The 22,234-nt window shown below is 47.7% G+C and carries 27 protein-coding genes; 11 read left to right on the top strand and 16 right to left on the bottom strand.

Annotated elements, in window-relative coordinates:
- Positions 1 to 32 precede the first annotated feature (32 nt).
- The 5 genes from RT018_RS07540 to RT018_RS07520 form a co-directional block, all read right to left on the bottom strand.
- Positions 33 to 875 carry a KilA-N domain-containing protein gene (locus RT018_RS07540; protein ID WP_312940704.1) on the bottom strand — a complete coding sequence of 281 codons (843 nt, stop codon included), beginning with the start codon at positions 873 to 875 and terminating at the stop codon, positions 33 to 35.
- Positions 876 to 1,082: 207 nt separating this feature from the next.
- Complete coding sequence (locus RT018_RS07535) at positions 1,083 to 2,705, bottom strand: recombinase family protein (RefSeq protein ID WP_312940703.1); 1,623 nt, start codon at positions 2,703 to 2,705, stop codon at positions 1,083 to 1,085.
- Positions 2,702 to 3,457 carry a recombinase family protein gene (locus tag RT018_RS07530; protein WP_312940701.1) on the bottom strand — a complete coding sequence of 252 codons (756 nt, stop codon included), beginning with the start codon at positions 3,455 to 3,457 and terminating at the stop codon, positions 2,702 to 2,704. Before RT018_RS07530 ends, RT018_RS07535 begins: the two co-directional genes overlap by 4 nt.
- Positions 3,457 to 5,034 carry a recombinase family protein gene (locus RT018_RS07525; RefSeq protein WP_312940700.1) on the bottom strand — a complete coding sequence of 526 codons (1,578 nt, stop codon included), beginning with the start codon at positions 5,032 to 5,034 and terminating at the stop codon, positions 3,457 to 3,459. The genes RT018_RS07530 and RT018_RS07525 overlap by 1 nt, the downstream gene beginning before the upstream one ends.
- A gap of 72 nt (positions 5,035 to 5,106) precedes the next feature.
- The gene (locus tag RT018_RS07520) at positions 5,107 to 5,259 is read right to left on the bottom strand and encodes a hypothetical protein (RefSeq protein WP_312940699.1); all 153 of its coding nucleotides are present in this window, start codon (positions 5,257 to 5,259) and stop codon (positions 5,107 to 5,109) included.
- Positions 5,260 to 5,528: 269 nt separating this feature from the next.
- Here RT018_RS07520 and RT018_RS07515 point away from each other — a divergent pair, with 269 nt between their 5' ends.
- A complete protein-coding gene (locus RT018_RS07515) occupies positions 5,529 to 5,690 on the top strand; it encodes a hypothetical protein (protein WP_312940697.1) in 162 nt (53 codons plus the stop codon).
- Positions 5,691 to 5,743: 53 nt separating this feature from the next.
- Here the strand turns inward: RT018_RS07515 and RT018_RS07510 are convergent, their stop codons facing one another.
- From RT018_RS07510 to RT018_RS07495, 4 genes are all read right to left on the bottom strand, one after another.
- A complete protein-coding gene (locus tag RT018_RS07510) occupies positions 5,744 to 6,133 on the bottom strand; it encodes a DeoR family transcriptional regulator (RefSeq protein WP_312940753.1) in 390 nt (129 codons plus the stop codon).
- A gap of 251 nt (positions 6,134 to 6,384) precedes the next feature.
- Complete coding sequence (locus RT018_RS07505) at positions 6,385 to 6,801, bottom strand: hypothetical protein (RefSeq protein WP_312940695.1); 417 nt, start codon at positions 6,799 to 6,801, stop codon at positions 6,385 to 6,387.
- A 75-nt stretch (positions 6,802 to 6,876) separates the two neighbouring features.
- Positions 6,877 to 7,602: a DUF4367 domain-containing protein gene (locus RT018_RS07500; protein ID WP_312940693.1), complete on the bottom strand. Its 726-nt coding sequence runs from the start codon at positions 7,600 to 7,602 to the stop codon at positions 6,877 to 6,879.
- Entirely contained in the window at positions 7,589 to 8,161 is a 573-nt protein-coding gene (locus RT018_RS07495; protein WP_312940692.1) for an RNA polymerase sigma factor, read from the bottom strand. Before RT018_RS07495 ends, RT018_RS07500 begins: the two co-directional genes overlap by 14 nt.
- A gap of 227 nt (positions 8,162 to 8,388) precedes the next feature.
- Between RT018_RS07495 and RT018_RS07490 the strand changes: the two genes are divergently transcribed.
- The 3 genes from RT018_RS07490 to RT018_RS07480 all read left to right on the top strand — a co-directional run bounded on the left by RT018_RS07490 (position 8,389) and on the right by RT018_RS07480 (position 10,138).
- Positions 8,389 to 8,766: a helix-turn-helix domain-containing protein gene (locus RT018_RS07490; protein ID WP_312940690.1), complete on the top strand. Its 378-nt coding sequence runs from the start codon at positions 8,389 to 8,391 to the stop codon at positions 8,764 to 8,766.
- On the top strand, positions 8,763 to 9,335 hold the full coding sequence (locus tag RT018_RS07485; RefSeq protein WP_312940688.1) for an RNA polymerase sigma factor: 573 nt from the start codon (positions 8,763 to 8,765) through the stop codon (positions 9,333 to 9,335). Before RT018_RS07490 ends, RT018_RS07485 begins: the two co-directional genes overlap by 4 nt.
- A gap of 263 nt (positions 9,336 to 9,598) precedes the next feature.
- Complete coding sequence (locus RT018_RS07480) at positions 9,599 to 10,138, top strand: sigma-70 family RNA polymerase sigma factor (RefSeq protein ID WP_312940686.1); 540 nt, start codon at positions 9,599 to 9,601, stop codon at positions 10,136 to 10,138.
- A gap of 1 nt (position 10,139) precedes the next feature.
- On the opposite strand, the gene RT018_RS07475 is transcribed toward RT018_RS07480, so the two are convergent.
- Positions 10,140 to 10,511: a holin family protein gene (locus tag RT018_RS07475; protein ID WP_312940684.1), complete on the bottom strand. Its 372-nt coding sequence runs from the start codon at positions 10,509 to 10,511 to the stop codon at positions 10,140 to 10,142.
- A 131-nt stretch (positions 10,512 to 10,642) separates the two neighbouring features.
- On the opposite strand from RT018_RS07475, the gene RT018_RS07470 reads away from it, so the two are divergent.
- Positions 10,643 to 12,184: an S-layer homology domain-containing protein gene (locus tag RT018_RS07470; protein WP_312940682.1), complete on the top strand. Its 1,542-nt coding sequence runs from the start codon at positions 10,643 to 10,645 to the stop codon at positions 12,182 to 12,184.
- A 69-nt stretch (positions 12,185 to 12,253) separates the two neighbouring features.
- On the opposite strand, the gene RT018_RS07465 is transcribed toward RT018_RS07470, so the two are convergent.
- The 3 genes from RT018_RS07465 to RT018_RS07455 form a co-directional block, all read right to left on the bottom strand.
- The gene (locus RT018_RS07465; RefSeq protein WP_312940680.1) at positions 12,254 to 12,700 is read right to left on the bottom strand and encodes a hypothetical protein; all 447 of its coding nucleotides are present in this window, start codon (positions 12,698 to 12,700) and stop codon (positions 12,254 to 12,256) included.
- Between the two features lie 530 nt (positions 12,701 to 13,230).
- Positions 13,231 to 13,644 (bottom strand): hypothetical protein, encoded by a 414-nt coding sequence (locus RT018_RS07460; protein ID WP_312940679.1) that lies wholly within the window; start codon positions 13,642 to 13,644, stop codon positions 13,231 to 13,233.
- Positions 13,641 to 14,192, bottom strand: coding sequence for a hypothetical protein (locus tag RT018_RS07455; RefSeq protein WP_312940677.1), 552 nt, complete (start codon positions 14,190 to 14,192; stop codon positions 13,641 to 13,643). Before RT018_RS07455 ends, RT018_RS07460 begins: the two co-directional genes overlap by 4 nt.
- Before the next feature lie 100 nt (positions 14,193 to 14,292).
- On the opposite strand from RT018_RS07455, the gene RT018_RS07450 reads away from it, so the two are divergent.
- Positions 14,293 to 15,435, top strand: coding sequence for an S-layer homology domain-containing protein (locus RT018_RS07450; RefSeq protein ID WP_312940675.1), 1,143 nt, complete (start codon positions 14,293 to 14,295; stop codon positions 15,433 to 15,435).
- 132 nt (positions 15,436 to 15,567) lie between these two features.
- Positions 15,568 to 15,993: a hypothetical protein gene (locus RT018_RS07445; RefSeq protein WP_312940674.1), complete on the top strand. Its 426-nt coding sequence runs from the start codon at positions 15,568 to 15,570 to the stop codon at positions 15,991 to 15,993.
- Between the two features lie 65 nt (positions 15,994 to 16,058).
- Here the strand turns inward: RT018_RS07445 and RT018_RS07440 are convergent, their stop codons facing one another.
- Entirely contained in the window at positions 16,059 to 17,039 is a 981-nt protein-coding gene (locus RT018_RS07440; protein WP_312940673.1) for a hypothetical protein, read from the bottom strand.
- Between the two features lie 151 nt (positions 17,040 to 17,190).
- Between RT018_RS07440 and RT018_RS07435 the strand changes: the two genes are divergently transcribed.
- The 3 genes from RT018_RS07435 to RT018_RS07425 all read left to right on the top strand — a co-directional run bounded on the left by RT018_RS07435 (position 17,191) and on the right by RT018_RS07425 (position 18,928).
- On the top strand, positions 17,191 to 18,243 hold the full coding sequence (locus RT018_RS07435) for an S-layer homology domain-containing protein (RefSeq protein ID WP_312940671.1): 1,053 nt from the start codon (positions 17,191 to 17,193) through the stop codon (positions 18,241 to 18,243).
- A 91-nt stretch (positions 18,244 to 18,334) separates the two neighbouring features.
- Complete coding sequence (locus RT018_RS07430) at positions 18,335 to 18,784, top strand: hypothetical protein (RefSeq protein WP_312940669.1); 450 nt, start codon at positions 18,335 to 18,337, stop codon at positions 18,782 to 18,784.
- A gap of 15 nt (positions 18,785 to 18,799) precedes the next feature.
- On the top strand, positions 18,800 to 18,928 hold the full coding sequence (locus RT018_RS07425) for a hypothetical protein (protein WP_312940668.1): 129 nt from the start codon (positions 18,800 to 18,802) through the stop codon (positions 18,926 to 18,928).
- 474 nt (positions 18,929 to 19,402) lie between these two features.
- On the opposite strand, the gene RT018_RS07420 is transcribed toward RT018_RS07425, so the two are convergent.
- A complete protein-coding gene (locus RT018_RS07420) occupies positions 19,403 to 20,104 on the bottom strand; it encodes a hypothetical protein (protein WP_312940666.1) in 702 nt (233 codons plus the stop codon).
- A 270-nt stretch (positions 20,105 to 20,374) separates the two neighbouring features.
- Between RT018_RS07420 and RT018_RS07415 the strand changes: the two genes are divergently transcribed.
- A complete protein-coding gene (locus RT018_RS07415; RefSeq protein WP_312940663.1) occupies positions 20,375 to 21,592 on the top strand; it encodes a hypothetical protein in 1,218 nt (405 codons plus the stop codon).
- 365 nt (positions 21,593 to 21,957) lie between these two features.
- Here RT018_RS07415 and RT018_RS07410 read toward each other — a convergent pair whose 3' ends face one another.
- Positions 21,958 to 22,224 carry a helix-turn-helix domain-containing protein gene (locus RT018_RS07410; protein WP_312940662.1) on the bottom strand — a complete coding sequence of 89 codons (267 nt, stop codon included), beginning with the start codon at positions 22,222 to 22,224 and terminating at the stop codon, positions 21,958 to 21,960.
- Between the last annotated feature and the right edge of the window lie 10 nt (positions 22,225 to 22,234).

Raw genomic sequence — 22,234 nt, 5'->3', positions numbered from 1 at the left:
ATCATCCGGCAGTTCCCATGCCCGTCCAAGGCTCATTGCCCCAGCTTTTTGAGTTCGTCGACACGAGTATCGCCAAGAAGGGAGTGCATCATCTGCTTGGCACTTGCATTCAGGCGAACCAATCGTTCCGCCTGCGGTAAGCCCTGACGAATCAATTCCGCATTGATGCTCTCCAAATTGGAAAGCACAATCAACTGCTGTAAGGTAGCGGCATCGCGGATATTTCCTACGGCAGCAGGATGTTGGTCACGCCATTCCTTTGCAGTCATTCCGAACAGCGCCACGTTCAGCACATCTGCTTCGCTGGCATAAGTAACGCCTTGACGCTGCGGTGAAAGCTCTGGCGGAATCAGAACATCCTTAATTGCATCGGTATGTATACGATAGTTGATCTTCGCCAAGGTTCGGTTGAGATTCCAACCAAGGGCAAGTCTGCTGTTTTCATCAGATTTGAGCCGTTGGTAGTCTTTGATCATGTATAACTTAAACTCGGCAGAGATCCAAGAGGCAAACTCAAACGCAATATCTTTATGGGCAAAAGTTCCGCCGGATCTCCCGGCTTTGGAAAAAATTCCAACTGCGTTGGTGGCCTCACACCATTTCTTCGGAGACATCGTAAACGCATTGGATCCGGCATGGTTCTTAAACCCCTCGAATTCGAGGGGTTTAAACTCTGAATTATTGAGAGTTTCCCAAAGCCCCAAAAACTCGATCACATCACGGTTCCGCATCCAATTTTGAATAGTTGCAGCAGGGTCATCGCTCTTATAGCGTGCAATATCGGTAAGCGAGAGATAGTCGTTTGCATCGCCACTCGAAAGCACGGCAATTTCTGTTCCCTTCGCCTGAATCGTGTCTTTATATTCTTTCTTCATGGTGTCACCACCTTTTCTCCAGTATCAAATACTATCATCGACTGTTCCGCAAGTAATTACTTTGCTTCAGAATAGCATGGTGTACTAACTTTGTCGAGAGCAAGTTCCCTGTGTGCATCAATTGTGGATTCCTTTCTGGCGTAGTGTCCCTAGTAATCAAAGCAGAGAAACATGCAGATAATATCTGCGCATTTCTCTGCTTTGATGTTAAATGCTCTGTTCGACCTCCACACCACCTTTCAATGCCACCAGAATTTTGCTTTCCGAGAGGACACGCACTGTGTTCACCAGCTGGCGGATAGTGCTCTCGTCCCACGCTGTCAGGTGTGGAGACAGGCTTTGCAGCGATTCCGTAAACATTGCTACTCGTTCGGCGGCCTGCGCATTTTGGGTTAACTGCGCCTGCATGGCTGCTTTCTGTGCTTTCAACTCGCTCATCTCCGTAGCAACCGCCCGGAACTGTTCTTCATATGCGCTCATGCCCGACGGATCGCCCGCTTTTTGCATCAGCCGTTGAAAGGTACTGCCCAGCGATTCCAGCCGCTGCTCAATCTCTGATAGACTGAGCATTGAGTCGGTGGTCGGCGCCATTTCAAATTTAGCCGCAGCGGAGAGTTGACAGACGATTGACTCTTTATCGCTCATTTTAGAGTTAATTGCCCCAAGAATTGCCTGCTGAAGCGGCGCTTCATCCAGTGTAGGAGAGTCGTGACAGTATTTTTTTCCATAGTCCAATCGGTTGATGCAGCGCCAAACAATGCGCTTTTTCCCATTTTGCATCCATGTGCAGCGGCGGTAGGGTGTGCCGCACTCGCCACAGATTAGGCGCTCTGTCAGCGCAAATTTACTGCTGTATTTGCCCGTGCCGGTAGGAGCGGTTTTCTGCGTCGCGCCCTTCTTCGCATTGCGTCGAGCGAACTCCGCCTGCACAGCATCGAAGGTCTTACGGTCCACAATGCCCTCATGGTGGTTTTGCACCAGATACATGGGAAGCTGCCCAATATTTTTAATAGCTTTCTTGCTGATGCAGTCAGTAATAAAGCTCTTTTGCATGAGCACATCGCCGCAGTATTTTTCGTTGGTCAGAATGCTGCGGATGGCGGAAAGTGCCCAGATGTTCGTACCGGAGAGAGCGGGAGCTTGTAGCCGTTCCAGTTCCTCCTTAATTTGCCGCAGGCTGTCACCTGCAAGAAACCGCTGATACATCAGACGAACGAACTCCGCCTGTTCTGGAATGATTTCTGGCAGGTCATCTTCTCCTCGGCGATAGGCATATAGCCACTTGTACTGAATAATAGCCTTGCCCTCTCGCATGGCCTGTCTTTTGCCCCAGCGGACATTGGCACTGATGGATTCGCTTTCGGACTGGGCAAAAGCGCCGTATAGCGTTATGAAGAATTCACTGTCGGAATCCAGAGAGTTGATGTTTTCCTTTTCAAACTGGACGGAGATTCCCAGTGCTCGCAGCGCGCGGGTGTATTTTAGGCAGTCTACTGTGTTTCTGGCAAAGCGGGAGATGGACTTGACAAGAATAATGTCAATCTTCTTTTTCTTGCACTGACGGATCATCTCCATGAATTGGTCGCGCTTGCGATCCGACGTACCGGTGATGCCTTCGTCAGCAAAAATACCTGCCATAGTCCAGCCGGGGTTCGTCATGATCTTTTCGGTGTAGTAGGCTTTCTGTGCGTTATAGCTGGTAAGCTGCTCGGCATCATCGGTAGACACCCGGCAGTAGGCGGCCACCCGCAGCTGGCGCTGGCGCTCCTGCGCCAACTCGTCCTTGTTTTTTGCAGGGATGGTAATAATCTTTGGCGCAATATCGTTCATGGTGCAGGATTCCTTTCTATGATTTGTCCGTTTTTTAAGGTGAGTGCAATTCCGTCATCGGGCATGCGGGTAATGGACTGAACCGACATCCGAAGAAGTTCCGCATCCGGTACAGGCGTGCTTTTTGCGTCAGCAAATATGCGTCGAAGCCGTTCCGTTTCATATGCGGCGTTTCCGATTGCATCGTACTGTGCGGCGGCAAGCGCCATGGCCGTTTCCTTTGCCTGTTGCTCATCCAGCGGCTGCTGGTTGAGTAGTTCCTCTAATTTGTTTTGGAGGGTGCGAATCTCGATCGACTCCGCAGTTTCCTGTACCGGCATCTTAATTTGCGATGGATTCTCCGTGAGGTCATTTAAAATGGTAATCACCTGCTTGGCAAAGCCCTCTGGGGGAAGCCCTCTACACAGCCTGCGCAGCGCCTTTTGTAGCGGCGTGATGGTCTGTGGGGATGTCCGCTGTGACCGTGCCTCCTGCGCAGCGCGGAATAGGTCGGCAGGAACGATGGCAGGATAGCCCTTTTCGCCGATGTAAACAGTGTTTCCGATGATCCTTGCGACCATGTTGATGTTCCACGGTTTTCCCGCATCATAGGGAATGCCGCCTGCGTTCAGACGCTTGACCAGCTCCTGATAGGACGCGCCTGCGGCATACTGACAGAAGATCAGGCTGACACACTCTATCTCCTGTTTTTGAAGGATAATTTCACCGTTTCTCAGGCAGTACCCGAACGGTAATTTCCGATTACTAGGCATTATCGCACCGTCCTCTCGATTGATTCTCGCAGCTCCAGCCCGTTCTTCAGTCGGAATCGCAGACTTTCGTTACTTTCCACGATGATGCGTTCCACAAGATCGCCGAACAGTTCTTCATCAAACTCCGTTAGGAAGTCTGGGCCATGCTCGATGATATCCATCAGCTCCTGGATCTGGGCGATGGTATCATCGTCATCCAGTGCAATGATCCGTTCCTTTTCCTGTTTTGCTGTGCGGAGCTGCTGGGCAAGCTGATTGGATTGGGATATAAAAATATCAGAATCAACAAGGCCCTGCTTTTGCAGCTCGGCCAACAGTTGATTCTGACTGGTAAGATCCGATATTTGTTTGTTGAGGGAAATGATGTCCATGCTCCAGAGCAGACGGTTATAGCGGATAGACTGGAGATTTTTCATGAGATGGCTCAGCACTTCAGATTCAGAATTTTTCAGATTGAAGTATAGCCTATTGAAGGCTGTTTGAATCTCCGTCTCTGGCACTGGGGTAATGCTGCAGTTTTTGATACTCTCCTCATGCGTCCTGCACACCCAGTACCGAATCCCATTTACAGTTTTCTGTCTGTATGCCGCCCCGCATTCTTCACACCATATTATATGTGAGAGGCAATTCTCTGTATTTTTCTGATGAATATACCTGCGCTTTCTCAGATCTTGAGCTGCCTCGAATTTAGCTTCTGTGATGATTGCTTCATTAGCACCGCAAACGTAATGCATTTCACGCTGCCCATAATTTCTCTTTTTCTGATATGGAAGTGTGTCAGTGGTATAGCGTTTTTGAAGAAGCGCATTCCCGCAGTATCGTTCGTTTTTCAAAATGTACTCTACCAGTTCCCTCGTCCACTTTTTTATCCCAGCAGATGAGGTATTTAAATTAAGTGCAATATGTCGTGGCGATTGTCCGCTTAGATATTGTTCGTAGATGTACCGCACAGTGCTTGCTTCGTTGGGTTGAACCCGCAGCTTTCCGTCACAGTATTCAAATCCATAAGGTGCATGATAGGTGTTAAACTCCCCATTTCTCATTCGCTTTTGGTAGCTCCAGCGAAGATTTTTTGAAATGGACTCGCCCTCCTTTTGCGCCAAGGCAGCAAAGATGGCGGTCAGCATTTCTCCTGACACTCTGGAGGTGTCAATGTTCTGTTCCTCAAAGCAGACGCCCACACCGATGGATTTCAGCTCACGGGTAAATTCAAGGCATTCTTTTGTGTTTCGAGCAAATCTTGAGATAGACTTTACGAGAATGCGGTCAATCTTCCCCTTTTTGCAGTCCGCGATCAGGCGTTGGAACTCTGGACGCTTTGCCGCTGAGGTGCCAGTGATGCCGGCGTCGGCGTACAGGTCAACCATATCCCAGTCTTTGTTGCTGGAGATCAGTGTCGTATAGTAGGTGTTCTGCGCAGCGAAAGAATTCATTTGGTTGGTGGAATCTGAGCTGACTCGGCAGTAGGCGGCAACGCGCAGCAGAGCGGATTCGGCTTTTTCAATTGGATTGATGACAATGACCCGATTTTCCTTCGGACTCAGTGCCATGCTTCCCTCTGTTTTCCGTTCTGCCATGCTGACCACCTCCTCTTTAGCAACACACAATACCATGTTTTTTGAAGAATAGCTATGAAAAGCAAGCAGAAATTACAGAGAAATAAAGAAATCTACACTGTACTGAACGGCAAGACGGTCCGCTATTTTTGCAGCTTCTTTTTTCGTGCAGCTTCTTCTTTGCAGGAGTTGGCGCAGAAGCTGCATTGCCCCATAGTAATCAATCGCATTGTTCTGATTCTTCATTTTATTCTCTCTCCTATCCATTATTTGAATTGATATCACAAAGGCGGAGACCACTTGTCAATGATTGGGGTCATTTGCATTATGAAAACATGACAAGTGATCTCCGTAGGTTCTGACATCAAGTCAGATTTCAACATTGTATAGCTCAATTCGTCGCTACTCCCCGAGCTAAGGCGGTCACTTACACTGTGCTGGCGCACATCACGGGAATCTCACCCCTCCGAGGATCTCTCCGAGCTGCCCGTAGGCAGGAGTATCATGATAGGCTGATGGGGTTCTGGCAAGAGCAGGCTGCCACGCCTGCTCTGCGGACGGATGGGTTCCGCTTTGCACCTTTTGCCGTCTTTGACGCAGGCTCTCTCACAGCCCACGCAGGTGGTCTTGGCGCATCCTCCGCTGTCGCTTTGCCCATTTCGGGCGCCATCAGCTAACGTATGTAAATCACCCGATATGGAATTTTCAAGGTGCGATCGAAAGCGCTGGTTCAGCACCCTCGGTACGGAGCAAATTGAGAGATAATACTGACCATGACCACATAATCCTCACCCTGGAGCCTCAGTAACAGCTTTTTCAACAGCGCATACTGTTTTGCGTTTAGGGCGTTCCGGTCAACATAGAATCCATCAGCAAGTTGGATTCCACCGCCATGACCGCGGATTGTTTGGATCGGGTAAGAACAGGAGAGAAAAACTACATCACTGCGGATTGTACGTTCGGAAACGTTGAACATGACCGACAGATTGGCGGACGTGTCAAAACGATTCCGGCAGAGGTGCTTCAAAATTGCTGTTCGTCTTTCTAAAGTAGTTATCCATGTCCACTCCCTATCTCTGCTCTGTGCGTTGGAGTGTACAGGTTTAACCGGAAGGGTCATTTCCGGTTTGAGAAAACAATTTAAAAGATTATGATAATTCAGCGTAATGTGCAAACCGGACACCGTGCATTCATGCAAGTTGCACAGAGTAGAGCTGTCCACAGAATTTGATGGAAACGTTCAGAGCAGATTGCATTTATAAATTTGTTGCAAGCACAAAAATAAAAAGGTTCCCGAGAAGAATATCCTTCTCGGGAACCTTTCTAATAAATTGCTATGTTGTAACGGGGCATACTCTCCAGTGAAACTCCTTAATAGCTCACAATTTTCGAGCTTGAAGTAGGAGAACTGACAACCCGGCCAGATGAGTTTTTGATCACAGCGTTTGCCACAACCTGATAGCTATGTCCTTTTACTACAAACAGGCTATCTCCCAACGAGAGCGTTTTCGGGTATGTGGCAGAGCCGCTCCAGCTTTTGATGCTTGTGCCATCTTGCTGTAATTCCAAAGTCACATCCACACTATAGCCGTTGGATGGTTGAACAACCACATTGCATGTTGCATAACCTTTTGAAGAAATAGTCAAATATGGAGATACGCTGTCAATGCCGGTATACCTGAGTTGTATTGTGTCAACTGAAGTGGAAGAAACAGCGAAAGCGGACGTAGTCACTAAACAGCATAGGGCAAAGATAAGGGCAGAGATGCGGACAATTGCTTTTTTCATTTTGGATACCTCCGAATTTTATTTGAGCTTTTAGCTCTTAATCAGGAGACACCGCGCAAAGTAAAGTGCAACACTTTATTCCAGTATTAAGTTTTCAGCTATTTTAATCAAAGTATCCGTTGTAATATTGCATCCACGAATCTGCACAAAAACATTGCGCTCCTGATCGCCCCACACTATTTGCTTGGTATCCTTTTTTTCAATCATTGTTGCCTGTTGCTGCCCTATTGTTAAGTCGCTAACGTCCGCATTTTCAGTATCAAAGCTTGCGATACTCCCGGTTCCTTCCATGAGCATGATATCAAACATATCCTGCTTTGAATTCATATACTGAACCCATTCCACAGTGCTGTCGGTGTTTTGATCGGTTAGTTCAAATCCCTCTGGAATCCAATTTAAATTTATAGATGGCAAAACAGCGGAGTCTCCATCGCTGAACTGGAAATTTGTTCGATCACCTAAAGTTTCAATCATTAAATTCAGCGCATTTACTCGGAATGTCGGTGAGAACGCAAAAGCGGTTGACACCAAAAGCATTCCAATTAAAGCTACAAGAGCAACTCTGTTGATGATTTTCCCTGTTACATGACAAGCGGAACGGACGTTTTTCTTCCAAAAATATTGATTGATTGTCTGAATACATTTTTGCTGGGCGGACAAAGAAACTGCTGCACTTGGATCGGATTTAAGACGCTCGTTTTCTTCGATTGCTTTCTGTCCCTCTGAAATCGCGACATCGTCCATTAAAAGCGCAAATAATGCATCTTCATATTGTTCTTCCAACAGTTCACGTCTTGTCATTGATTACGCCCCTTTCGGATAATCGTAATAACGCACGTCGGCGAGCACGAGTTAATTTCATGCGAATGCTCCCTTTTCTGCATCCCAAGAGATTTGCAAGTTCCTGATCCGTATATCCGAGAATGTATTTTCCGCTTAAGAGCATTTGATCCTCCTGTGGCAAATCAGGCCAGATTTTTGAGAGGAAGTCCTTGCGTTCTGCGCAAATGAGCACGTCATCCAACGTCTGGGTTTCAAACGGCGTACCTGCAAAGTCCAAATTCTCAATATCCACAGAGTATTTTTTCTCCGCAGCCATTGACTTGAGACGATTGATGGCCGTATTTCTAACTGTAGCGACAATATAAGCGGTCAGTGTGCAACATTCCATCGACTGCAATGTTCCAACTTTTTTCATGAGTTTGATCAGGCTTTCCTGCACGATATCCTCGACATCATTTGGGCTTGCTATATATTTCCTGGCAGTTGATGCCATGACACTATTGTATTTTTCGTACATATCCAATATAAACTGCTTGCCATCCGGCTCCTGGCGGATCGCATATACGATTGTAACCATATGCTGGGCTCCTACCTTTCTATTTTATCAAGAGACAAATCTGTGCGCAACATGCAACAGTAAAAAATTATGTTTATTTGGAAAAATCCTTTTATCCCAATATAAAACTATTGTATTGCAATAATTCTACCACAAATTACACAAAATATCTTGAATTTTTATCAATTTCAAATTTTTGCTTCTCAATAAATTATAATAACTAATTATTGAGACTCGGAGTGTGAATTATGGCACAATTTGGCGATATGCTATCAGAATTGCGAAAAGATCATAATCTAACACAGCAAGAACTCGGAAATATTATTTTTGTGACCAATGGGACAATATCCAATTACGAGAAAAATAATTATATTCCCGCGGTCGACAAGGTTATAAAGTTGGCTGATTACTTTAACGTTACGGTTGATTATCTGCTCGGCCGGAGTGCATGCAACCTTTCTCCGTCTGTGTTAAACGAAGACATTGCCGCTGGCCGCACGTTGGGTGATTTTGTTGCAGACTTCAAATGCTTGGACATGGAGCATCGTCGGATGCTTTCAGAAATCGTGCAGGACATGAAAATGGCTGCAATTATGCGTCAATATAACGAGAAGGGTAAGAAATGATTCCATGTTGTATACTGGCTATTGAAGATGAGGGTGACCGGGAATATATGACAAGCCTTTATTTTCAATATCAAGGACTGATGCATTATACGATTAGAAAAATTACAGAAGATCAATGGTTGGAAGACGATGTTGTTCAAATTGCTTGCGAAAAACTGATTGATAAGATCGGATTATTGAAGACTCTTGATCAGCAGCATTTGGCAGATTACATCATTGTGACATGCAGGAACTCCGCATACAATGAGTTGAGATACAGAAAGCGGCATAGCGCAATTAATTTTGATGATTGTATCGCAGATATCTCCGAAGAAGATGACCGTCAAGCTATGGATGCCAAAATCATCCGTGAGGATGAAATAGAAATGCTATCTTCAATTTGGTCACTATTGGATGTTAAAACCCGCTATTTGTTGGAAGCAAGATACATATTAGATTTAAAGGCCACTCAAATTGCCGCTGAACTGCAGATTCAGCCAGAGAGCGTCCGTATGGCTTTAACCCGAGCACGGAAAACAGCATTTAACCTCATACAGAAGACCGGCCGCAAAAAAGATGGACTCCTTTGATTCTGAAGGAGTCCATCTTTTTGTTGCATTTTTTACTGTTTATTGTCTTATAAAATAGAACGCCGCTAATGTAAAAAATTATTTTGGAGAGGTATGCGTCACTCAGGCATAAAGCAAAAAGAATCGATCTTTATACTATTTAGTTGCAATTTCCAAAGATTGGTGTTTCCATTATAAGGAAAGACGTGTATATTTTCAAAGGCGAGTTTACATCTGGTGTATGACTCTGCTCCTTTACTCGAAACGAGTAAAGGAGCAGGGATATGCTTATTGATCAAATTCTTGAAGCGCAGAGCGGAAATGAGAGTGAGTTTCTTGCATTAATTAATCGTTTTCAGGGCTTATTTTCCAAATACGGGAAAAAACTTGGCTATGAGGATGCAAAAGATGATTTAATGGCCGACTTTATTGAACTAATTGTAACTTGTGATTTTAAGAAGTTGAATAATTCGAGTGACGGAGCAATTGTAAATTACATTGTCTTATCCTGTCGCAGGCATTACTTACATCGGCTAAACAACTTAATAGATCACAGCGTGTCCTGTATTGCGACTGAAGACCTTTCCCCTGCGCAAAAAAAGGAAATAGACCAAAAGACCGCATACTGGGATATAATTCCCATAGCAGAATCAGTACCGAAAAAAGCGCTCACAAAAAAGGAGTATCAGATTTTGTTGGCCATTTATGAAACTGGACTTTCAGCTACTGACATCGCTGCTCAGGTCGGCGTCAGCCGACAGAACGTAAACCAAATTAAGAAAAGGGCAATCGATAAATTACGTAAGCATCTAATAATTACATGATCTAGCCATTTTTGTCTTTTAGTTTTTCTAGAACCGATAGTAATTTTTGAGGAAGTGGAATGCCCATTTTCCCTGCATTTTCTACAATACTGATAGATTCATTTGCACAGTAGAAAATGACTGTAACTGTTTCCAATGCATTTCCGTCTAAAAGAAAGTAGGTATCCGCAACATTGCTCAATGCAACCAAAACGAAAATCATGACTTTCCCAGCAATTCCTTTTGCTCCAATTTCACTAGAAAGTCTGCGCTCTAGAATTGCGACACACACTCCTGTTATGTAATCGAGTACGACAAGAATGATCAGTGCGTGGAGCATTCTGTTATTATCATCTCCAAACAAAATATTGATTACTTTACCCAGTGTCTCCATAAGATTTAAGTACCCCCTGCGTCAATATGTTCTTTAGCAAGAGAGTTTTCTTCGGGCTTTTTGTAAACATTTTTTGAATCGATTTTAGTTACAGTTCGACATCCGCAGATATGAGGAAGGAAGGAATGCACATGAAACGGCTCCCCTGTTTTCTGATCGCCTGCCTGCTGGCTTTGACCTGCGTCCCCGCGGCCGCGGACGAACCTTTTCACTTTGAGAGCGAGGCCCTGGGCTTTTCCATGACGGTTCCCGGCCTCTCCGCCCGAGAGGTTGTAGTGGAGGAATCCACTACGGGCGTTCAGCTTTTCCACGCGCCGTCCCGTGAGAAATGGGGCGGGCTGATCGGCTCCATTGAAGTCGTTGCGCCCCGCAGCGGATTTTTCTCGGGAGGCTACGACAGCGCGCCCTATCAGATTCTCGCCATGGGCAAGGATCGGGTTTTCCTCTGGAAGTCCCCCGGCGGCGGGGTGAATACCGGCGGAGCGCAGTTGGAATCTTTTGAAAAAGCAGCGGCAGCACTCTCCACCGACAAGCTGAAAGCCTGCCTGATCCCCGCGCATCCCGATGCCCAGCCGCTTTTGAGTCAAAAGCGGCACCTCCCCTATCTCGCGGTGGAAAACGGCCACATCCGCCCAGACACGTCCCTGACCCGGGGCGAGCTGGCCGACATGCTATACGCCCTGCTGGATGCGGATAACAAGGGTGGAGCTTACGAAGCGCCCTTTTCCGACGTGACGGGAACCGCCCGCGCCCAGGCGGTGGGGTACCTGGCCAGCTACGGTATTTTGACTGGCTACCCGGACGGAACCTTCCGGCCCAACGCGCCGATCAGCCGCGCCGCGTTCGCAGTGCTGCTGCACCGCTGCCAGTTCGCCGCCCCCGTGGGGCGATACGGCGATGCGCCTGATTTTGCCGACGTCCCCGTCGGGTATTGGGCGGAGGAGGCAGTTTACAGTGCCAGCATTTTGGGCTGGATGACCGGAACTGCTGACGGCCTGTTCCGCCCCGGCCGGGAGATCACCCGGTCGGAGGCCGTCACCGCCGTCAACCGGATGCTGGGCCGGGACGAGTCCCATACGACGGCGGATGCGGCGTCTCCCTTTTCCGACCTAAAGCCCGGCCATTGGGCTTATCAAAATGTTCTGGAGGCTGCGGGCGCGCTGCCCGGCGATTTTGCGCGGGACTTTACGGTGAAAACAGACGCGCTCCCCAAGGGGACGGGCGCGTATGCGTTTATCGACGCGGAGAACGGCTGGGCCGTCAGCGCGGGCCAGCTCCGCCGCACCGTGGACGGCGGAAAAACCTGGAGCGCGGTGGGTGCGCCGCTTTCCCCCGCGGTCTCTGGCCTGTTCTTCTTCAACAGTCAGGAGGGCGTGCTGTTGGGAAGCGATGAAGACTGCGCCTGCATCCTGCTGCAAACCGCCGACGGCGGCAGGACGTGGGTCAATTTCCTCGCGGACGCAGACGCGCGGGTCGCGCACCTGCCCGCCCGGCAGTTTGCAAACGAGCGGAGTCTGCTGGCCTCCATCGTCTCCGCGGAGCTGCGCCCCGCAGGGCAAAACGCCGTTTATCTGACCGTTCGGTACCAGCCCTACGAGAGCATTTATGCGTGCGATTTTGAGGCGGTCAGGCAGACGGCGATCACGGGGGCGGAGCTTCATGCCGCTAAATGATCCGCCTCTGCGGGTGTTACTATTACGGTATCAATGGAGTGCTTCTATGCGCACATGGAGTGATCTCGCTTAGTACGAAGGCTTGCCGACCTCATACCAGGAGTAAAATCTGATTTCGTCCCAGCGAGCGCTTTTCCAGCCATAGGAGAGTGTCGTATCGTTATAGCAGGTTGCGCCAGCTTGAGCAATATGAACCTTTCCCTTGGTAGCCGGGACACTTCCGTCGTTGGGCCGGATGATTGCAATGTGGTCATACGTAATGGCAATTCCCGGGACGCCGTCGTTTGCACGACTCTGCGCCTGATCAAAGGTCACGGAATACCATTTTGGAAACTGATTGTGTGCCAAAGCATTCCGCATAGCAGTGCATCCGCCGGTAGGCAGAGGCGTACCACACGCTTCCGCAACGTCCTGAGCAAAGATATTGCAATAGGTGTTTCCACCATGCGGCAGATACGTAGAATTGTGTTCAACATCAAAGCCATTAATGATGTCCTTATACGCTTTAGCGGTCATAGATAATCCCCCTTTATAGATGAGCCCTTTGGCTTATATTTAAGTCATTGGTGTATCGCTTAACCAATTGGACTATCGACAAAAAGGTTGTCCAAGTCTTTTTGCCGGATTAAACGCTGCAACAATTGACTTATATAATAAAAGAGGATAATTTTAAATCAAATGTAAACCCGATTTAAGATTTTCCGGCAGGAATGTAAAAATTAAATGCGCTTCCTTCACGGCAAAATAAACTTGCCGGTTTATCACCCTTTTGTGTTGCATTTTTCAATAAAACTTGTCTATGAAAGTAGTTGTAAAAAATCCTTAGCATCAGCGACCGTTTCAAGTCTGCTGACAATCTTCGTAAAATTACCAAACGCGCTCAAATCAATGGAAGAGCACCCGTTCGAAACGGTTCAATTTCCATTTTAGTAGCTTACGTTCCTATGATGAAAAAACCAAGGCAATAGAAAATGAGGTGAAAATACAGTTCGCCCTCTTCATTCCGAAGTGGGCGAACCGCATCTAAAAAAGAATTACCCGCAAAATTAGTGCGTTTGCACCTCGTATTTAATATTGGCGTAATCCGCGTTACCGCCGATGGTGGCGGCAGGGCGAATATTGGAGATTTTCAGCGTGGGAACATTCTGAGCCTGAACGGAGTATGCGTGCTGTACCTTATCCGCCGTCCAGGAGGTTCCATTCAACTGCAAAGAATCCAGAACGCCGCTGAGTGCGGAATGATCCAGATCATCGTATCTCCCGTTGTCCGTGTCGTTCACAATGGGGACCATGGACATAAAGCGATAGAATGCCACCTTGGGCTTACTTCCCCCACCGACAGGATGAATCATGCCAATTGGTGCGTCGAATGCGACAGAGCCGGTCTTGCCTTGGTAGGTGAATTCCGCGCGTACAAAATCCAGATTGCCTGTCACCCCTACTTCAACTTTTACCGTCACTGGATCGTTGCCCTCAAACGGGGTAAACCATCATTTACAGCGGCGTGAATGGGAATCGTACCCGCACGGAAGAATTTGCAGTTTGAATTCACAGGCTGGCCATTTGCATTCAGGAAACCATTGATCCAGCATGAGGGAGCCCAGCCGCTACCGTCATTTGCAAGCCCTACGTCACAGAATGTATAGGTTGAACCATTAGTAAGAACACCCAAGGAAATGTAGGCTCTGCGCTTCTTGCCCGCAGAACTCGTTTTGACCGCGGCAATCGCTTCCGAAAGAGGAATGCGGCCCATGGCGTACTGGTATGTCGTACCCTCATAACCGTAGGCATAGTAATAAGCACCTTTGTTGGGATCAACCCGGCCTCGGATGTAATCATTGAAGGAGCACTGCCGTTTATTACTGTCATAAGTTTTCACGACATCGCACCAAACGTTTGCGGAAGGGTATGCGCTGGTATTGATGATGTTTTCTTTGGCCCCCGGAATTGTTGCGTATTTCTTGATGGTAGTTCCGCTGGAACCAAGACCTGTAAGCGGTGTTGACATAAATATTTCTCCCTTTATCATATAGTTTGCAGGTTTATTCCTGCAATTATATAAAGAAAGAAATTACTCGCAAAATGTAAACGAACAGGGAGGGCTTGTTTTGAAAAGATTCATTTCCGTTGTTTTAACCATTCTCTTGGTTCTCACATGCGCCGCGGTGGGCGCGTCGGCGGAGGAACGCCCGCGGCCCTGGGCGCAGTCGGCGGCAGAAGACGCCCAAAAATTGTGCATCACAACGCCTGCGTTTTTGGTCGGCGTCAAGGACTACGCCGCGCCCATCACGCGGGGACAGTTCGCCGAGCTGGCGGTCAGCTTTGTCGCCGCCCAATATGGGTTTGAAGCGCCAAACACAGATTTTATTCAGGAATACTTTCACAATTGCCTTGATCCCAACGGAAAGCCCTACGTGTGGACGGACTACGTCTATTTGGGAGAGGGCCGCACGATGTCGCCGGAGTGGGTGATTATTCTCAAAGAATACTACCGGCCTTTTACGGATGTGACTGGACAGTCGGACCGGGCGTTTTTAATTTGCGCGGCCGCTCTGATGGGGCTTGTAAAAGGCCGCTCCAACGGCGCTTATGATCCAAACGGCACAATTACCCGTCAGGAGGCCGCCGTGATCCTGACACGGGTTTACGCGCGCTGCGGCGGTCAAGCCGACGGAGAGGCCCGCGTTTATCCCGATCAGGAGGAAATCGGCGCGTGGGCGCTGCCGTCGGTTCAGACAGCAGCCGCCCTTGGTGTGATGAATGGGAAATCGGACGGTGGCTTCCATCCCACTGCCGCGTATACGGTGGAGCAGAGCATTGTCACTTTCGACCGCCTGTTCGCCCCGGTTCAGGCGCTGCTCCCGCCGTTTTACCGCGGGGCGGATGGGCAGGCGGCTCTGCCCGGCTGGGTTGCGGAGCTGCCGGACGATCTGCTGGTTTTCCAGCAAAAAACCGACGCCTACACGCTGGTGTGCGTTGGTCATGAATCTGGCTCCCCCAGCGGCGGTATCCTCGAACCAGTGGGTGACACGCTCTATATCATTTCTCCAAAGGGGGGATATAAGAGCGTTACTCTCCCACATGCGCCCAATCGCGAAAGCATTACATGGAATCAGGATACGGAGCAGCTTTTCTACACGGTGACAGACTACGATGTCCATGATCATCAGAGCAAGGACTATCAGTACGTTTTCAACGTAAAGGAGCTGTCTGTCGTTTTGCTGGGAGAGACAGAGACTGTTTCGCAGTAAAGTCCATTTTGATTTGGGCTGGCGACGGTATGCAGAATTGTCGCAAAGTATGCGCATTGACATGTGTAGCACATTCCCGAAAGTAGTGGCAATTTTAATTTCTTGATAAGCTGATTAGGCGATAAATTTTTTATGATGTCTAAAAAAATATTTGCGTTTTTATTCCTATTCGTTCTATCCTCCACAATACTCTGCCTATCAGGGTACTGGCAAACCAACTTAGCCATAAGTCGTGATGAGACATCACAAATACAGTCAATCCAGTCCTGTGAATTGACAGCAGAATTTACTACTGCAAACACACTCAAATCATACTTAACCGATCCCATACCAGCGGATTTTCAGTTCAAGGGCAGGCTTTATACTGACGAAGAAAATAACTATTACCTGATTGATACGGATGGTAGTTTGGTGCGCTGGGGAACTAACTGGGACTATTGGGATATGGGATGGAATCAAGACGGCAACGAGGATATTGCACTACAGTCGTTCAGTCAACACAATGTTTTTGTTCAACATGCGGTCAAATATGTGAGAAGTTATTTGATCTATTTATAATATAGGTAAGTACCTTGGAAAACTGAACAGGCTCTCTTGAAAGAGAGCCTGTCCAGATATTGATTTTATGCCATCGGATGCGTCGGTGTATCGTGATAGATGTGGCAATAGTCCGCATCTGCTCCAATACTGGCAGGCGTCAGCGTCGAGACGTCAACAGTCTTGACATTTTCAATCTGACATACGTAAGAATGTTGGACTTTATCCGCAGTCCATGAGGCCGTTCCCAGTTTCAGCGTATCGATCACCGCGCTTAGTGCCGAATTGTCTGCATTGTCGTTCTCTCCTTGACCGAGCAGGGGGACCACAGACATGAAGCGATAAAATCTGGCCTTGGCTTTATTATTGCTGCGGACATGCATGGTTCCTTTTGCCGCGTTGAAAGCAATTGTCCCCGTCATCGCACCGCAGGTATAAGTAAATCGAACATAGTCCCGGTCGGTGTACAAACCCGTTTCCAGTTTCAGCGTGACAATTCCGTTTGCTGGGAGCGGCGTGCCGGTTTCACCGTTTTTGGTCTTTACCACCATATTACCTGTATGGTAATACTGAATATCAGGATCTAACGTATACCCACCACTCGTATTCAGCCGATAGACATTGTTGCCGTAAACACTGGGATACCAACCATTGCCATCATTGGCGATGCCAACATCGAAGTAGCGGAATTTGCTGCCATTGCAGGCGACGCCCATCGAAACATAGGCTCTTCGTTTTCCGCTTACATTCCCCACTGAACACTGGGAAAGAGGAATTCTGCAGCTCGCATCCACATAAGTCGTACCGTCAAACGCATAGGCGTAGTAATAGCCGCCCATGTTTGGATTCGTACGGCCACGGATGAAGCTATCAAAGGTGCCGGTACCTCCTGCATCCGTTTTGGTCTTTATAACATTCAGGCCAACCCTGCAATCATAGAGATTCGCAGCGCCTGCGGCATTATGGTTGATTACGTCGGTAATCTTACCGGAGGAGATTGAGGAAGTTACAATCAGAGGTGTAACGCTATACGTATCACCATTACGTATCCCAATAATTTTTCCCATTAGAAATCACACTCCTTAAAAAAATCAGATAGGCGCCTATCGAATTAACTAAGGAGCGAATATTTTATATTTTGTAAATGAGCAGGAGGTTCTTTTTATAAAAAAGTCTCTATCTATTTTATTAGCCGTCGTTTGCGCCCTGGCCATCTTCATGATTCCGGGACAGGCCGCCGAACCGTCGCCGGTATTTTCCGCCGAAGTCAAGGAGGCCACGCAGCGTGATATCGTCTCTCAAGATTTTTTGGATGACCTTAAAGCATATAGCCGCCCTATCACTAGGGGCGAATTTGCAAGGCTGGCTCTGAATTTCGTCTCCGCGTTGTATGATTTCGGCGAACCGGATGCCGGTTTTTACGACATGTACTTTACTTACCACACAGATGCCGACGGGAATCCTTACCAGCTGAAGGACTACCACAACTGGGCAGACAGTGTTCAGGTGGCCGAGGTATGGAATTACACGCTACGCTATGAATATCTCCCGTTCAAGGACGTGAAAGGCGACAGTGAATCTGACGCCATGATCCGTGCGGCACAGCTTATCGGTCTGGTGAAGGGGCGAAAAAACGGCTACTACGACCCCAATAGCAGCATTTCCCGTGAGGAGGCCGCCGTGATGCTGGGGCGGATTATCCATATCTACGGGCCGAAGACGGAGAAGCCTACGGACGTCCTGCTGTACACGGACGTGGAGGATATCGGCAAGTGGGCGCTTCCCTATGTCAAAATCCTGTGCGGCTCCGGCGTAATGAATGGAAAGGGTGACGGAGGGTTCCATCCGCACGATTCCTACACGGTGGAGCAGAGCATTGCCACCTTCAACCGAATGTTCCCTGCGCTTTACGAGCAGACCGTTCCCCTGTGCGGGCTTGAGGTTTCTTTTGAGCAGAAGTATCAAAATCTTTCCGTTGAAAATAAGACGGCTTATTATAAGCAACTTTTGGGGAAATATGGAGTCGTTTGTTATTCGGAAGATTCACCTATGCACCCGGAGGACAGTATTATTTTACTCCTCAAAGTATCTGAAAAAGGGGGGACAAAAGGTTGTAAAGCTGGAAATATCCCCTATCCCCGCGTCCCCTCCGATTTTCGATGGGACACCGATGCGGAACGGCTATATTTCGTGGATGACAGACCGGAGGGGCTCCTGCAGTATTACTTGGATGCCACAACAATGGAGCTCGTTCTACTTTCCGAGTCGTGAACGCCATTTGCGGGATGAGATGCATTAAAATATTCTGGTTTTTATGCTTGGCTTATGAGTTTTTTAAAGCGAGAGGGTCCCTTCATGCAAAATGCAGACACTGCGTATTTCTGTCTTAGGCTTTTCTATGACGGCTCCCGGCCTTTCTGGTCAGGACATCGCAGTAGAGGAATCCGAAGCAAGCGTTCAGTTTTTTCACACCCCGTCCCGCGAGAAATGGGGCGGGCTCATTGGCTCCATTGAAGTCATCGCGCCCCGCTGCAAATTTTTCTCAGAAGGCTATGACAGCGCGGCCTATCAGATTCTCGCCATAGGCGAGGACCGGGTTTTTTTCTGGAAGTCTCCCGGCGGCGGGGCGAATTCCGGCGGAGCGCAGTTAAAATCTTTTGAAAAAGCGTCGGCGGCGCTCTCCACCGACAATCTGAAAACCCGTCTGATACCCGCACGTCCTGACGTTCTATCACTTTTGAGCCAAAAGCAGCATCTCGCCTATCTCGCGGCGAAAAACGGCCGTATTCGCCCGTACGCGCTCCTGACCTAGGAAGATTTTGCAAACATGTTCTACATCCTGCTAGATGCGGACAAAAAGGGCAAATTTTACGAAATTTTATTTTCTGACGTGGCAGGAACCGCTTATATGCAGGCAGTAGGGTATCTTACCGGCTACGGCGTTTTGATCGGCTAATATCTGTCACTTTAAGATGTGGAATGTGCCTTATAGGTATGCGCTGGCAGTTGGTCAGCTGCTGGGCGGAACGAAATTGCCCTTTCGGAAGAAGAAGCTGCGGGAGGAAGGCATTCCGCCTAAAATAGCGCCGGTTCCTTTGGCGTTACCGAAAACGGATGCTGTGGCAGACGAAGAAAAACGAGCTGTAACAGAAAGTGCGCCTTTTTTGTTGCTCTCTATGGCATTGATGAGAACGCCCACACATTGCAGAGCCTGTAAACTAGTGGGATGATTTGAACCACGCGATGGCTGCCATCGCGGTAGAGAAAACGCCGGACTATTTGGCACGCGAGCTTTGCATAATTTGCATACAGGTGTTGAATTCTCCGCTTTGCTAAACTGTAAACGTGTATTCTGCACAAATTTAGAGACAAAAAGGTGACTCAATTTTTAACTTATAGAAAAAGTGAGGGGCAAAGCCCCTCACCTCTTTCACGTGTCATTCCGCAGAACGATAGCCTCATGTAACATTCGCTGGTCCCCACTCGCAATAAATGTACCCTTTTCACAGAGCTGGGAAGATCCGCCGCCATCCAGCATAACGCCATGGAACTGGCCGCTGGGGACAGACCCCGGTGTAATTCCAAGATACTCCTCGATTGCACGGCAAAAAGTGGTGAACGTGTTGTTGCTGTTGGTTACGATGAGGTACACATTCTGATGAATGATATCCGCTACCAACGCAGTCCGGCCGTTGGCGGTCTGCGTGAGATACCCTCCATCATCCTGGTTAACCTCATTCATCGCTCTATTAAACGCATCATTCGCGCCGAGCCACATATAATAGCCCCCCTGCGCCCAGGTGTTTGACCGGAGGGTACCAGGGATTTCGGAAGCAGTAAGCTGCCGCTCACCATTGATATAATTCAGAGCCTTGCTGTTCCAGTAAATAGCCGCCGCACCAAGCCAGTTGTTGCTGTTGCAGAGAACCTGTCCATCACATTTGGCAAGACTCAGGATATTGCCGCTGTTCCAGGAGAAAAAGCCACCATTAACGCCGGTATAACCAGATTGTTTCAGGTTCTTATTTCCCCCCAAGTCGATGAGCTTGATGTTGGATGCGGCGGTTTTGATGATCTGAAGATTGATACCGTTGGATGCGGTATACGATCTGCGCGTATAGTTTGTAGCCATAAAGAAACCTCCTAACGTTTGTTTTGTATTGCCTGCAGGTACTAATTAAGGAGGAATTCTATGACCATTTGTAAATGCTTTTCCGCAGAATTTATTGAAATGGGGGGGATTTGTTTGAATGCGGTAATAGGAGACAGTTTTTTGAGATGAAATTACTGCAGAATTTACTTTTTCTATTTGGTGGAACTATTTTCAAAAAAAGTTGAACTTTGAAGATCAGAAGCGCTAAGTATGTAAGAGCATCTTAAATGATTGGGGTAGGTGATTCTTTTGAAAGCATTCAGCAGAAGATGCATATGCTCTTATATTTTATCGGTTTTACTAATCTTAGCAACCACAATAGCTGTCAAAGCGGTGGAACCAGAGTGCCTTCCTGCGAGTATTTACGGGTACAGCTATTATGTAATTCAGAAAAATGGGGATTTGGTCCATTGGGGTGACTATGCTCCCCCTACTTATCAAGCGGCAGAGATTCTCATGAAAAATGTTGCGTCTATTGTTCCGGGAGGTATGCGCAGCACCTTGGCAATTGATCAAGATAGAAACTTGCGTTCTATCTACACTTCTCCTACTACGGATTCTTTAGATTCTGATCTGCTACTGGAAGATATAGCTATCGCAAGGTGTGGACTAAACCATTATTTAGCATTACAGGAAGATGGTACGTTATATGTTGGCGGTAAAAATGAAACGGGGCAGATGGGAATTGGGGAAACAGATACCCTTGATCATAATCCGACAAAACTTATGAGCGGGGTAATTTCCATTACCGCTAATGATAACTGCAGCTATGCATTACTTGACGATGGAACACTCCTTTTTTGGGGTCAATATGCTAATCATTCTGTATGCCCGTTTCCTGTAGCCATAGGAAGTGGGTTTACCAAGCTGTTTTCTGGCGAATATGTATTAACAGCGAATCATACCCTGTGTAAAATTAAGTATGAAGAAAAATCAAATAAGTTCACATTTACACCTGTCATGGAGAATGCTATGTATGCTTCGGACAATCTGGCCATTCAGAATGACGGGTCTCTCTGGGGATTGGATAATAATATTCCTCTTGTGCCTACAACAGATTTTCAGTCATCTGAATCCGACGGCACGCAAGGACCTGCCCTGTTGATGAAGAATGTTTCATTTGTTACCACAGGCCCATTTTATAGCATTGCTATTATGAAAGATGAAAGTATGTGGTTACTTCCAAACCGGGATCTGATCGCTGCCGACAATGAGTATACAAAGGGACCTCAAAAGCTCATGGATCACGCACCGCTTCCCCAAATACCTATTGAACCGATGAATCGGCAAGATGATCGTGCGGCAGATTTTCCCGCCGGGTTCCCAAATCAAGCGGGAACTTCTTCGGAGATCACAGAATCAGGTGAAACCGACCAGCTGAATTTTTCCGGCAAAACCGCAGCGCTTTTCGCAGCAGCGGCAATCGCATGTATCATGCTTGTGCGAATCAGGAAAAAAGTCAGTTGAGGAGTACAATTTTTCAATTCAAATTGTTGTAAAGCCCTGTGCCTGCGGCAGTGGCAAAGTTGTTAGAAAAAGCCTGAGATTCATCATCCTATTTGGGTTGGTATGATATGCGGGGAGAATACCATTCGATGAGCGACTTTAAAACAGATGGATTCTACTCAAAGATCACACTGGGAACATCCGGTAAAGATAACGGACTACGATGTTCGCGATCATAAGGGCAAGGAATATGAAGGCTACCAAGAAGGGCCCTTGCATCTGGAACGCCCTACAGAAACATGCTCTCATGGAAATAGTAGAGCAAGGGGTGCACTTTAATTTTCTAAAATGCAAAATATCTGCAACATTTGACAGGCTGAAAAAAATCAACAAATTTCTTTGATCCTATAAAGATTGGACGTATTCCCTCCATTACACCGACAACGCCTGCGATTTTCCATATAACCTAGCTTCTCCAAATCCCGCAGCGCCCGTTTCACGGTGCTGCGGGATAATTTTAGGTCTGTGGCGATTGTTCGGATGGAGGGCCAGCATACGCCATCCTGATTTGCCCGATCCCGGAGGTACATATACACCATCCGGGCACGGGATGGTAGCCGGTCATCAGCGTAGATTGTTCCAAAATAGCTCATGTGGATTCTC

The sequence above is a fragment of the Oscillibacter sp. genome, assembly GCF_032060045.1.
Lineage (GTDB): Bacteria > Bacillota > Clostridia > Oscillospirales > Oscillospiraceae > Oscillibacter.
Note: the sequence above shows the minus strand (reverse complement) of the source record. Positions and strands in the feature narration are given on the sequence as shown.